Origin of the sequence: Xanthomonas prunicola, assembly GCF_002846205.1 — a bacterium.
Lineage (GTDB): Bacteria > Pseudomonadota > Gammaproteobacteria > Xanthomonadales > Xanthomonadaceae > Xanthomonas > Xanthomonas prunicola.
Genome location: NZ_PHKV01000003.1, coordinates 604,618 through 616,743, shown reverse-complemented (window position 1 = coordinate 616,743; position 12,126 = coordinate 604,618). Strand labels below are relative to the sequence as shown.

The window sequence follows — 12,126 nt, the reverse complement described above, 5'->3', positions numbered from 1 at the left end:
TTTTTCCCGTCGGGAGAAGGCCGATGGCCGGATTCCTTCTCCCATTGAGACATTGCCCCCTTCGTGGGGGGAGGGAGATGGTGCCCCGCGAGGGGCGGTTGAGGGTGCGAGCGAAGCCTGAGTGGGTTGGAGCAGCACGAGTGGTTCCGCCCCGTCCCCTTGCTCCAACCCCTCTCCCTGCGGGAGAGCGGCCGTCGCTGACATGTGCGATGTTTTAGCGAGTCGCTGAGTGCCTGCTTCGCACACCGCGACATCGCTGCGCTTTGTCTTTTCGGTGCAATGCAGGCGACACCAGAGGGTCATTTCTAGGTTCTACGGTTGCGTGCTTTCTCATCGGCGCGGCGTCATTGCTGCGCAACTTACGGGATTCCATGCAGCGCTTCGATCCGTACCGTATGCACTTGTCCGTTCTCGCCGTGGCCATTGCCGCATGCTCGCCTGCACTGCAGGCTCAAAGCGTCGGTGCGTCAGCCGACTCCGCGCGCTTTGTGCCACCAACCTATCCAGACAGTGCGTCATCCAACGAGAGCCAGCGTCCCACCGAGACAGCGTCGGCGGCAGGGCATCTGTCCAGCGCCGAACCGACAACCGCGCTCAACGATGCAGCCGGCAGCGATGCGCCTGCCACAGACGCGGCGAAAGGCGGCGTACAAACGCTCGACGCCATGCAGGTCACCGGCGTGCGCCGCGCCAACGCCGCCGCAGTGGAAAGCAAACGCGCTGCGACCAACATCACCGATGTGATCAGCGCCACCGATGTGCGCGCCTTGCCCGACAGTACCATCGTGGAGGCATTGCGCCGCGTGCCGGGTTTGTCGGTGTTGCCGGCGACCGACAACGAGCATCCGCGCGATGAAGCAGCCACGCCGGTGTTGCGTGGCCTGGGGCCGTCGTACAACAACGTGACCATCGACGGGCTCACCATCGCCTCGCCCGGCACACCGAACGGGACACTCGGCTCGATCACCCGCGGTGTGCGTCTGGACTTGCTGCCGGCATCGATGGTCAGCGAGTTGCAGGTCGTCAAGACGTTTACGCCCGATCTGGATCCCAACGCGACTGGCGGTGCGATCAACCTGAAGACCCGCAGCGCGTTCGAGAACGGCGGCAAGCCGTTCTTCAGCGCCGATGCGGCACTCGGCCACGCCAACGATGTGGGCAAGCCGCGCGATCAGGATGATCCCGGCTACCGCGTCAATGCCACCGGCAGCCGCACCTTCGGCAGCGACCAGCAATACGGCGTCACCGTGTCGGCCAACTATCAAACGCTGAGCAGCTACACCGAAACCCATATGACGACCGACACGGTGCATTACGGGTTCTACGACAACAGCGGTGTGTTGCAGACCGGCGCCAATCTTGGCAACGGCTGGGCGGTGCCGCAGCAGGATAAATATTGGTACGTGCAAGATCAGCGCGAGCGCTATGGCGTCACCGGAAAATTCGAGATGCGGCCGAGTGCAGCGCTCGAAGCGTATGCCATGGCCGGCTACTACTATTTCAAAGACAACATGGAGCGCAACGAGGTCATCATCGACCCGCGCAACCGTGGTCAGGTCTTCAATCAAACCGCCACCTCTGGCAGCTATCCGGGGGGCGATATCGAGGTGGGGTACTCGAACCAGATCGTCACCACGCGTACCAAGGTTGCGCAGCTGGGCACGCTCTGGCGGCCGACCGATCGGCAGCAGTTTTCCGCGCGTGGGGCGTGGTCGGATGCGACCTACGACGAGCCGATCCGCATGATCAAGTACGCCACCGGCATCACGCGCCCGGCACCGGTGCCGGTGGGCCAGACCGGCAGCGGCGTGACCCTCAATGCCACGCCGAACTACGCATTCAATTACGACACTTCCGGGTTGGATCAACGGTTCGGCGTATCGCCGCAGGCCTACAACAATCTCGACAATTACAGCCTGTCGTACTGGCGCCCGGACTACAAACGCACTGCTGCCGATCGTATCCTCACTGGCCGGCTCGACTACGGTTTCAATCAAGGCGAAAGCGATCAGGGCATCGGCTTTGCGGCAGGCGTGTCGTATACCACCGACAAGCCGTCCTATAGCATCTACCGTGTCGAATATCAGCCCAATACAACGGCGCCAGCATTCGGCCTGGGCGATGTGGTGGGAACCGGTAGGGCGCCGATGCGCTATCTCGGTTTGAATCTGCTGAGCATCGACCCGAACAAGGCCAACCGCGTGCTGGCTGCCACGCCATTGAGCGCCTTCAACAGCACCGACCAGCAGGCTTTCAGTAATCAGGACAACTTCACGCATACCGAAAAAACGTTTGGCAGCTATGGCTTGGTCAGCTATCGCAGCGATCGTTTGAATGTGCAAGCCGGTGTGCATTGGGACAGTACCAAGCTCGACACAGTAGGCCGCGAGCGGCAGCTGGATACGACAACCAATCACTACGTGTATGTCGATAACCCGACCACTGCGGACTACCACTATTTATTGCCGTCGGCGGTCATGACCTATCACCTGACCGATGCACTGGACCTGCGTGCCGGTGCAAGCCGCACCTTGGGTCGCCCGCCGTACGATGCATATGCCGCACGTACCTCGATCGGTTTCGTCAACACGACGGACGCCGGCAACCCGAATGCGCAGGGCGTGACCGTCACCATTGGCAACCCGGATATCAAACCGCGCGTGTCCAATAACCTGGATCTGTCGCTGGAATGGCGCCTTCCCGGCGAGTTCGATGCATTCGCGTCCGCTGCCGTGTTCGACAAGCGCATCCAGGACGAGATCTTTACGCTCTCGCGCACCGACAGCTTTACCTTCGACGGCACCACCTATGCCAATGCATTGATCAGTACACCGGCCAATGCCGCCAAGGCACGCATCCGCGGTGTGGAATTCAACGGCATCGTCAACACGCTGGCACCCATCGCGCCGTGGCTGAGCGGCGTCGGTTTCAGCGCCAATGTCGCGTTGCTCGACGGCAGCCTGGACGTGCCTTACAGCGTCGGCAGCGGCAGCAGCGTGACCCAACGCGAGCGCAAACTCGACAATCTGGTCGGCCAGCCGGATTACACCGCCAATGCCACGCTGTTCTACAACACCGGTGGGTTGGAACTGCGTGCTGCTTACAACCGGCAGGGCAAGGCGCTGCGGTCCATCGTCAGCAATATCGATTGGCAGGACTTGTACTGGTCGCCGCGCTCGCAGCTGGATTTCACTGCAACCTATGCGGTCAGCAAGCAGTTGAGCCTGATCGGCCAGGTCAGCAACATCACCCATAGCCGTATCACCAGCGTCACTGGCCCGGGGCAGAATCTGCTCAAGGACAGTTATTCGGTACCCACCACCTATTGGGTGGGTCTGCGGTTTACGCCGACGTTGTAAGCGCCGCCGGGCGCGGGGTGGCGAAGCCTTGCATCTGGAAACCTATCACTGCCGCTCACCCGTTTCACTTCAGTAACGCGCACCAGGCGCGGCAACGTACGCTTACCTCGCTCTCGCTTTGCAAGCCACTTGATCGGAGTTGTTCGATGACCTCACGTCTTACTGCCATCCTCGCTGCGTTGCTGTGTGCTGCGGTGTCCACTACCGCGGGTGCAGCGCCTGCCGGCGTGGCCGCGATCCAGGCGCGCCTGACCAATCCGCAGGGCGGCATTGTGGTGGTTGCGCATCGCGGCTGTCATGCGGCCGCACCACAGCACGGTTTCACCGACACCGCGCCGGAAAATTCGCTGGCAGCGCTGGAGCGTTGCATCGCCATCGGCGCCGACGTGATGGAAACCGATGTGCGCCGTGCAGCCGATGGCACCTTGGTGATGCTGCACGACGCCACCGTCGACCGCACCACCGATGGCACCGGCAAGCTGTCCGAGCTCACGCTGGCCGACCTGCAGAAACTGCGCCTGCGCAGCGACGAAGGTGGTGCACAGGCATCACTGACCGACCAGCGCGTCGTCACGCTCGAGCAGATGCTCGCCAAGGCCAAAGGGCACATCCTGCTGAACCTGGACGTCAAGGATGCGATCTACGTGCAGGTGATCGACGCGGTCGCACGCGCCGGCATGCAGCACCAGGTGATCGTCAAGGCCGAGGCCGGCATCGCCACGCCGCCGTTGGCGGCGATGACGCCGTTCGATACGGTGTACTTCTTCCCGATCCTGATCAACGCGCATGGCAATGCCGATCTTGCCGCAATCGCCACTGCGCAGACCCGCAACGCGCGCCCGATGGCATTCGAGTTGCCCAAGATGGCGGCCGCGCAATTACCGGCGCTGGCCGCGGTGAGCAAGGCGCACAACGTGCGACTGATGGTCAATTCGTTGTGGGAAGGCTTCATTGCCGGCTACGGTGGCGACGCCGATGCCGAGCGTGACCCGGACAAAGTGTGGGGCCGGATGTACCGCGACGGTGTGTCGATCATCCAGACCGATGCGCCGGAAGCCTTGTTGCGTTATCGCGCGACGCTGGAAAAGCACTGAGCGCAGCCTCACGCGGCAGCAACAGGACGTTGCACGACGCGCTGCGCAACAACCAGTTCAACGGACGAGGCGCAACGCCTGACCGCTCTGTAGTTGTTGTTTCCGCTGGCCGAAGACATCGCGTTCCGCCAATTCGGTTGCGTATTCGCGTGTCGGGCGTCGCCTGGCGTCCGGCACTGGCCTCACTGGTGCAGGCGCTGGTCTTCGGTGGCGTGCATTGGCTCGGGGCAGGCGGTGGTGGCGGGGAGGCACGACTGATCTTTGCCATCACCGGGATCGGGCGCCGCTGTTTGCCATTGTCGATGCGCAGGACGGCTACGCCATCTGGAGTGGCTGGGTGTTGCATGCCTCGCTCGATGCAGCCTGGATGGTATTGCGGTGTCCGATTCGGCGGCCAGCGGTTGGCTTGGGATGGCGTTGCCGATGTCGGCCGTCTTTCTGGCGATGGGGCTGCTGCGTCTATTCGTCAGGCCTGCCTGTCCTGGGCGTAGCTCTGTCGTCTCCGTCCCGTGGCAACATCAAATAGCAGCTGCTGGCCAATACCCCAGAAGTCGCTGTTACGAGGCGTAAGTCGCATCGCAGTGGCCGAAATACATTTTGCCCTGCATGCTTTGCACGATGGACGAACAACCGCAGGCGCAAACAAGGATGAACCGGACGCAGCCGCGCCCGCAGACGCCGGAGCACAACGCCCGAAATGGACGCCGCTGGACGCGATGGCTGCGCTGGAGCGCAGCCGCGTTGCTGACCGTCATCCTGCTGCTGGATCTGGCCTTCCCCTTGCCGCTGCCCAAATCGCGCGACACCTCCACCTTGGTGGTTGCGCGCGACGGCACGCCGTTGCGCGCGTTCGCCGACCACACTGGTGTGTGGCGCTATCCCGCCACACCGCAGAGCGTGTCGCCGCTGTATCTGCAGGCGCTGTTGAACTATGAAGACCGCTGGTTCTGGCGCCACCCCGGCGTTAATCCGTGGGGGCTGCTGCGTGCAGGCGGGCAATGGATCAGGCAGGGCCGCATCGTGTCCGGCGGCTCCACGTTGACCATGCAGGTGGCGCGCATTCTGGACCCGCATACGCGCACGCCGTGGGGCAAGGCCAAGCAACTGTTGCGCGCGCTGCAGCTGGAAGCGCACCTGAGCAAGCGCGAGATTCTCATGCTGTATCTGGAGCGCGCGCCCTACGGCGGCACCATCGAAGGGGTGGAGGCGGCCAGTTGGGCGTATCTGGGTAAGCCGGCCAAGGACCTGTCGCAGGCCGAGGCCGCGTTGCTGGCGGTGCTGCCGCAATCGCCCAGCCGGCTGCGTCCGGATCGTCATCCCGAAGCCGCGCAGCGTGCACGCGACAAGGTGCTCGATCGCATGGTGGAGCTGGGCGTGTGGTCGCGTGCGCAGGTGGACGATGCGCGCATCGAGCCGGTGGTGACACGCTCGCTCAAACCGCCGTTGCTTGCGGCCTTGCTGGCGCAGCGTCTGCACAGCGCGCAGCCGCGTGCGGCGCGTCTGATCACCACGCTGGATGTGGAATTGCAGCGCACGCTGGAAGAGCGCGTGTCCACGTATTTTTCGCAACTGCCAGAGCGCACGTCGGCGGCGTTGTTGGTGGTGGACAACGCCACGCTGGAAGCGCGCGCCTATGTGGGCTCGGCCAGTTTCGGCGACCGCAAGCGCCTGGGCCATGTCGACATGGTGCAGGCATGGCGTTCGCCCGGCTCCACCCTCAAGCCGTTCCTGTATGGCATGGCGTTGGACGATGGGTTGATCCATTCCGAAAGCCTGCTGGTGGATGCGCCGCAGAGTTTCGGCGATTACCGTCCAGGTAATTTCGATGCGGCATTCAACGGCCCGGTGAGCGCGGCCACAGCGTTGCGTCTGTCGTTGAACGTGCCAGCGGTGGATCTACTCGATCGCATCGGTCCGGCGCGGTTCGCCGCGCGGCTGTCCAATGCCGGCATCGCGCTGCATTTTCCTTCAGGCAGCACGCCATCGCTGGCTTTGATACTGGGCGGAACCGGCGCACAGTTGCAGGAATTGGTGGGTGCGTTCGCCGCGCTCAATCGTGGCGGCATTGCCGGACGTGTGCGCTATACGCCCAATGACGCGCGTATCGATCGCCGCTTGATGTCGCCGGGTGCGGCCTGGATCGTGCGCGAGATTTTGCAAAGCAATCCGCGCCCCGGGTATGGCAGCAGTACCTTCGACACCACCGCGCGCCCGGGCGTGGCGTGGAAGACCGGCACCAGTTACGGCTACCGCGATGCGTGGGCAATTGGCGGGACGCGGCGTTATACCGTGGGCGTCTGGGTAGGGCGGCCGGATGGCACGCCGTTGCCGGGCCAATACGGTGCGGTCACCGCATTGCCGTTGATGTTCGAAGTCATCGATGCGTTGCCACGCAGCGCCGGCGACAGCGCGCCGTTGCCGATGCCGCCCACGGTGCAGGCAATCAACATCTGCTGGCCTCTGGGCGGCGCTGCCGATCAAACGCCGCCGCCTCTCTGCGCACGCCGTGCCGATGCGTATGCACTCGAGGGCGCAGTGCCGCCCACCTTCGCCGAGCGCGATGCGCGTCTGTGGCAAAGCGGACAAGTGCGCTTCGATATCGATGCCCGCAGTGGTCAGCGGTTGTCGCAGGAATGCAGCCAGCCGCATGCGCGTGTCTCGCGCGCAGTCGCGCGCTGGCCAGCATTGGTGTCGCCCTGGCTCAGTACGTCCGAACGCGCTGCCGCGCAACTACCGCCCTTGGCTGCAGATTGTGTGCCGGACGGGCGCATGACCGGTGGCGGGGTGCTACGCATCGACGGCCTCAGCGACCGCGCCACGCTTGCGCGTGCCAACGACACCGCACGCCCGGTACGATTGCAGTTGCGTGCATTGGGCAGTGAGGCGCGGATCGATTGGTTGCTGGACGGCCGCTGGATCGCGCAGACCAACGGTCGACAAGGATTTCAGCGCGATTTCGAAGAAATCGGGTTGCACACGCTCACCGCAATGGCCAGCGATGGTGCATGGACGCAGGTGCGCTTTCGGGTATTGCGCTGAAACCGAGCTCAAGAGCCGCCAGTGATCGTACGTGTGGATGTCTGGGATGGCATCGCCGTGTCGCGGCATGTGCCAAGTACAGAGACCATCGCGTCTGGCGCGATGTCCTTTCCAATTGCGGAGACGTTGGCGACGTGGATGTCGCCATCGAGCGCCAGGGACTGCGTCACGGCGTGTGCTGCGAGCGGTGAGGGCATTGCGCCCTTCATGCAGCGAATGTGCTTTAGGCTCGACTTGGCGACGTCAGCCGAGCAATAGGCAATCTTAGAAGCGGTCGATGAACTCCGCAGCGGTCGATCAACTCACTCGTCCGTGCTCGCCGCTTTGCCCGTGTCCGTGCGGGTGACGGAATTTCTTGGTGGCAGGGAAGCCACCAAGAAGCTGCATGCACGGATGTGCAGCATGTCCTATGCGCAAGGTGCAGCGCACGACCCACAGGCTGCCTCAACTCACTCGCCGATCCAGCCTTCCAGCATGTCGGCAAACTCGTCGGCATGCTCTTCTTCCTGGGCCAGGATGCTTTCGAGAATGCGCTTGGTGGTGGTGTCCTTGTCGCCGATGAAATCGATCATCTCGCGATAGCTGTCGATGGCGATGCGCTCGGCGATCAGGTTTTCCTTGACCATGTCGCGCAGATCGGTGCCTTCCTTGTATTCGGCGTGCGAGCGCTTGGTCAGTGTGTCCGGATTGAGGTCCGGCTCGCCACCCAGTTGCACGATGCGCTCGGCCAGCTTGTGCGCGTGTGCCTGTTCCTGCTGCGCATGCTCCAGGAACTCGCCCTTGACTGCGTCGGCAAGCATGCCCTTGGCCATGAAGTAGTGGCGGTAATAGCGCAGTGTGCACACATACTCGGTTGCGAGCGCGGTGTTGAGCAGTTCGATCACCTTCTCGCGATCGGCATGATAGCTCTCGGTGATGGCGCCGTCTTCGATGCTCTGGCGTGCGCGTGCGCGCAAGGTGGCGGTATCGGTGATACCGGCGGGGGTCTTGCTGGCTGGCTGATTAGACATGGCTGGCCGTTTTCCTTCTGAGTGGACGGGGGTTTGCTCTTTCAATCGGGCAGATGCTGCAGCACGTAATCGGCCGCGGACACCTTGAATTCGCCGGGTTCTTCGACGAACAAGGCCTTGACCACGCCGTCGTCGGCATACAGCGCATAACGACGCGAACGCAGGCCCATGCCCGAGCCGCTCGCATCGATGTCCAGGCCAAGCGCGCGTACCAGTTCGGCGTTGCCGTCAGGCAACAGGTGCAGGCCATCGGGAACCAGCTGGCTGCGGCCCCAGGCCTGCATCACGAACGGGTCGTTGACCGCGGTGCACAGCACTTCGATCCCGCGCTTGCGGAATTCGTCGAAGTGTTCCACATAGCCTGGCAGGTGCTTGGCCGAGCAGGTGGGGGTAAAGGCACCCGGCACCGCGAACAACAGCACCTTGCGGCCTGCGAACAAGGTGTGGGTGTCGACTGCTTCGATGCCATCGCGCATGCGCTTGAGCACCACTTCGGGAATGCTGTCACCAACGGCGATGGTCATGGGGCTGGACTCTGTGTGGCTGAACGAATTCTAGAAAAAGGCAGGGGAAAAGCGCGTCAACGCGCTTGAAATCCGCACGGCCACGCCTATCTGACGCACATGGCCGGCGCGATGGTGCATGCCGCAGCTGCCGGCCCTTCACCCAACCTTTTTGGAGGCTTGCAATGAACATCGTTCGTTATCCTCAGTGGCCCACGCACGCCCTGCAAAACGAGATCAAGCACGTGTTTGATCGTTTCTTCGAACACAACGGCGATACCGACGAATCGGCCGTGGTCACCGCCCAATGGGTGCCGCGCGTGGACATCAAGGAAGAGCCCAATGACTTCGTGCTCTACGCCGACCTGCCGGGCATCGACCCCAGCCAGATCGAGGTGCAGATGGACAAGGGCATCCTGTCGATCAAGGGCGAGCGCAAGAGTGAATCCAGCACCGAGACCGAGCGTTTCTCACGGATCGAGCGCCGCTACGGCAGCTTCCACCGCCGCTTCGCGCTGCCCGACAGTGCCGATGCCGATGGCATCACTGCCTCGGGCCACAACGGCGTGCTGGAAATCCGCATTCCCAAGCGCCCGGCAGCCACGCCGCGCCGTATCCAGGTCGGCAACGGTCAGGACACCAGCGGCAGCACGGTGCAGTAAGCGCAGCGGATGTAGCGGCGGCGCGCTTAACTGACGCGCGGTCTTTGCTGGGCAGGCCTTTGCTGGGCGCACAGGTCTGCCCAGCGGCCGGCACGTCTGCCAGTCGGGGCCGGCCGCCACTAGCGCCTGGACCTGGAGCGGAGCCATCGGCTTCGCTCCCCGGCGACAGCCGCGCCGTAGAATAGGCGCAGTTGCCCGCCCGGCTGCGAATAGATTGGCCAACCCGTCCGTTGCTTCACCGCTTTGCGGGCGCGGCTGGTATGCGAACTTGGCACGTACGCGCGTACGCTGCAGGGCCGCGTGCCTTCCGCGCCGCACACGCGCTGTCCGCCGGAGTGCTGGCTGCTCGAACTGGCTCGTGGCCTAGGCTGCGGGCCGTTTTTTTTCCAGAGGTGATTAGATGGAATTCAAGGATTACTACGCAACGCTCGGCGTGGAGCCCAGTGCAGGCGATGCGGAGATCAAGACCGCCTACCGCCGGCTCGCGCGCAAATATCACCCCGACGTCAGCAAGGAAGCTGGCGCCGAAGAGAAGTTCAAGGCGATCAACGAAGCCTACGAAGCGCTGCGCGACCCGGCCAAGCGCAAGGCTTACGACCAGTTGAAGGCGCAGGGTTTCCGGCCGGGCGACGAGTTCCAGGCCCCGCCCAATTACGGCGGCGGGCAGGGCTTCGATTTCGAAGAGGTGTTCGGCAACGGCGGTGCGGGTGGCGGCTTCAGCGATTTCTTCGAGAGCCTGTTCGCCGGCCAGCGCGGCGGTCGTCCGCGCGGTCCGGGCGCCGGCCCTGGCGCAGGTGCCGGCCCGCAGGTACGCGGCGACACCCGCGCCAAGCTTGCGGTGCCGCTGGAGGCGGTGCATTCGGGCGACAGCGTCCGCATCACCATCAACGGCAAACAACTGGACGTGCGCGTGCCCAAGGGCGTGCAGCCTGGCCAGGTGATCCGTCTGAGCGGGCAGGGCAATGGCGGCGGCAACCTGTTGCTGGAGATCGAATATGCAGCGCACCCGCACTTCGAGGTCGACGGGCGCAACATCCTGTACACCTTGCAGGTCATGCCCTGGCAGGCTGCATTGGGAACCACGATCAGCGTGCCGACCCTGGGCGGCTCGGTCGAATTGAAGGTGCCGGCCGATTCCGACGCCGGACGCAAGCTGCGCCTGCGCGGTCGCGGCCTGCCCGGGACTACCCCGGGCGACCAGATCGTGGAACTGGAAATCCTGGCGCCGGCCCCGACCGACGATGCGCAGAAAAAGGCATACCGCAACCTGGCCAAGGCGTTTGGCGAGACGCTGAGCTGATCAGCCCAAGCCAGAAGTGCCCCTCTCCCTGCAGGGCAGGCAGGCACGGCCTGCGCGCCAGTGGCGCGCGCGCCTTCGAGTGCCCGCGCCGCGAGCGCGGGCCGGGGCGCGTAGTGGAGGTGAGGGTTCGGTAGGCCACGCGGCGGCAGTCAATGGCGACCGACGCCATCGCATCGCAGCGGCACCCTCATCCGGCGCTGCGCGCCACCTTCTGCCATGGGAGGAGGGAATCAACGCCGCTGTTCGTTGGCTTCTGTGTTGAATCCAATAGCGCCCTGTCCGACGTAGTACTCCTCCAGTCGTCTCCAAAGAACGACGGTCAATGGCCGATCGCAACCCCATCACCAAGCACCAAACCTGGCCCAGCTATCGAAAGCGCGGCCGGCGCACTACACTCGCCGCGCACACTAGGGGAAACACATGGCACGTATTTTGATCGTCGACGACTCGCCATCGCAGCTGCTGGGGATTCAGCGCATCGTTGAGAAGCTGGGCCACGAAACCATCACCGCCACCGATGGTGCCGCCGGCGTGGAAGCGGCCAAGGAGTCGCTGCCCGATTTGGTGCTGATGGATGTGGTGATGCCCAACCTCAACGGGTTCCAGGCCACGCGCACGCTCAAGCGCGAGCCCACCACCCAGCACATTCCGGTGATCCTGGTCACGACCAAGGATCAGGACACCGATCGCATGTGGGGCATGCGCCAAGGCGCCCGCGCCTACATCACCAAGCCGTTCTCGGAAGATGAGCTGCTGGAAGTGATGGAGCGCGTGTTCAATCAGAAAGACGAACCGCCGAAAGCATAAGTACGTCGGCCAGACGTGATCGAAGTCGGATTTCGGGACAGGTCGATTGGGGCGACGGTCGATGTGGGAGAAGGGCACGCCCCGCTCCTTCGTGGCGAGAAGGCACGGCCTGCGCGCCAGTGGCGTGCGTGTTCTGAGCGCCCACGCCGCAAGCGCGGGGTAGGCGTTGGGGTGAGCGTACCTGGCGTAGCCACCGCTCTGCCTAAAACCCACAATCGGGTTGAAGACACCGGCTCCAAGTAAGCAATCGCCTCGCGGCGTGCCCGCTTGCCACGCGCATCACCACGCCTCGCGTGAGAACCAGCCAATCAGGCACGCACTTGGCGAGCTGGCTCCATACAGCCAGAACCCG

8 protein-coding genes are annotated in these 12,126 nt (G+C 63.7%); 6 read left to right on the top strand and 2 right to left on the bottom strand.

Annotated features, from left to right (window positions below; translation table 11 throughout):
• The first annotated feature begins 371 nt into the window (after positions 1-371).
• The 3 genes from XpruCFBP8353_RS12705 (at position 372) to pbpC (ending at position 7,492) form a co-directional block, all read left to right on the top strand.
• Positions 372-3,359, top strand: coding sequence for a TonB-dependent receptor (locus XpruCFBP8353_RS12705; protein WP_101363550.1), 2,988 nt, complete (start codon positions 372-374; stop codon positions 3,357-3,359).
• 146 nt (positions 3,360-3,505) lie between these two features.
• Positions 3,506-4,453 (top strand): glycerophosphodiester phosphodiesterase family protein, encoded by a 948-nt coding sequence (locus XpruCFBP8353_RS12700; protein WP_101363549.1) that lies wholly within the window; start codon positions 3,506-3,508, stop codon positions 4,451-4,453.
• 648 nt (positions 4,454-5,101) lie between these two features.
• Positions 5,102-7,492, top strand: coding sequence for a penicillin-binding protein 1C (pbpC, locus tag XpruCFBP8353_RS12690; RefSeq protein WP_162301036.1), 2,391 nt, complete (start codon positions 5,102-5,104; stop codon positions 7,490-7,492).
• Between the two features lie 449 nt (positions 7,493-7,941).
• On the opposite strand, the gene XpruCFBP8353_RS12680 is transcribed toward pbpC, so the two are convergent.
• Positions 7,942-8,502, bottom strand: coding sequence for a ferritin-like domain-containing protein (locus XpruCFBP8353_RS12680; RefSeq protein WP_101363546.1), 561 nt, complete (start codon positions 8,500-8,502; stop codon positions 7,942-7,944).
• A gap of 41 nt (positions 8,503-8,543) precedes the next feature.
• Positions 8,544-9,026: a peroxiredoxin gene (locus tag XpruCFBP8353_RS12675; RefSeq protein WP_101363545.1), complete on the bottom strand. Its 483-nt coding sequence runs from the start codon at positions 9,024-9,026 to the stop codon at positions 8,544-8,546.
• Between the two features lie 164 nt (positions 9,027-9,190).
• Here XpruCFBP8353_RS12675 and XpruCFBP8353_RS12670 point away from each other — a divergent pair, with 164 nt between their 5' ends.
• The 3 genes from XpruCFBP8353_RS12670 to pilH all read left to right on the top strand — a co-directional run bounded on the left by XpruCFBP8353_RS12670 (position 9,191) and on the right by pilH (position 11,774).
• The gene (locus XpruCFBP8353_RS12670; RefSeq protein ID WP_101363544.1) at positions 9,191-9,667 is read left to right on the top strand and encodes an Hsp20/alpha crystallin family protein; all 477 of its coding nucleotides are present in this window, start codon (positions 9,191-9,193) and stop codon (positions 9,665-9,667) included.
• A 400-nt stretch (positions 9,668-10,067) separates the two neighbouring features.
• Complete coding sequence (locus XpruCFBP8353_RS12665; RefSeq protein ID WP_101363543.1) at positions 10,068-10,967, top strand: DnaJ C-terminal domain-containing protein; 900 nt, start codon at positions 10,068-10,070, stop codon at positions 10,965-10,967.
• A 420-nt stretch (positions 10,968-11,387) separates the two neighbouring features.
• Positions 11,388-11,774, top strand: a complete 387-nt coding sequence (gene pilH / locus XpruCFBP8353_RS12660; protein ID WP_008578169.1) for a twitching motility response regulator PilH — start codon at positions 11,388-11,390, stop codon at positions 11,772-11,774.
• Positions 11,775-12,126: the final 352 nt, after the last annotated feature.

Coding starts and splice junctions, on each gene's coding strand:
- XpruCFBP8353_RS12705 (WP_101363550.1), top strand. CDS start 372: ATGCAGCGCTTCGATCCGTACCGTATGCACTTGTCCGTTCTCGCCGTG.
- XpruCFBP8353_RS12700 (WP_101363549.1), top strand. CDS start 3,506: ATGACCTCACGTCTTACTGCCATCCTCGCTGCGTTGCTGTGTGCTGCG.
- pbpC (WP_162301036.1), top strand. CDS start 5,102: ATGAACCGGACGCAGCCGCGCCCGCAGACGCCGGAGCACAACGCCCGA.
- XpruCFBP8353_RS12680 (WP_101363546.1), bottom strand. CDS start 8,502: ATGTCTAATCAGCCAGCCAGCAAGACCCCCGCCGGTATCACCGATACC.
- XpruCFBP8353_RS12675 (WP_101363545.1), bottom strand. CDS start 9,026: ATGACCATCGCCGTTGGTGACAGCATTCCCGAAGTGGTGCTCAAGCGC.
- XpruCFBP8353_RS12670 (WP_101363544.1), top strand. CDS start 9,191: ATGAACATCGTTCGTTATCCTCAGTGGCCCACGCACGCCCTGCAAAAC.
- XpruCFBP8353_RS12665 (WP_101363543.1), top strand. CDS start 10,068: ATGGAATTCAAGGATTACTACGCAACGCTCGGCGTGGAGCCCAGTGCA.
- pilH (WP_008578169.1), top strand. CDS start 11,388: ATGGCACGTATTTTGATCGTCGACGACTCGCCATCGCAGCTGCTGGGG.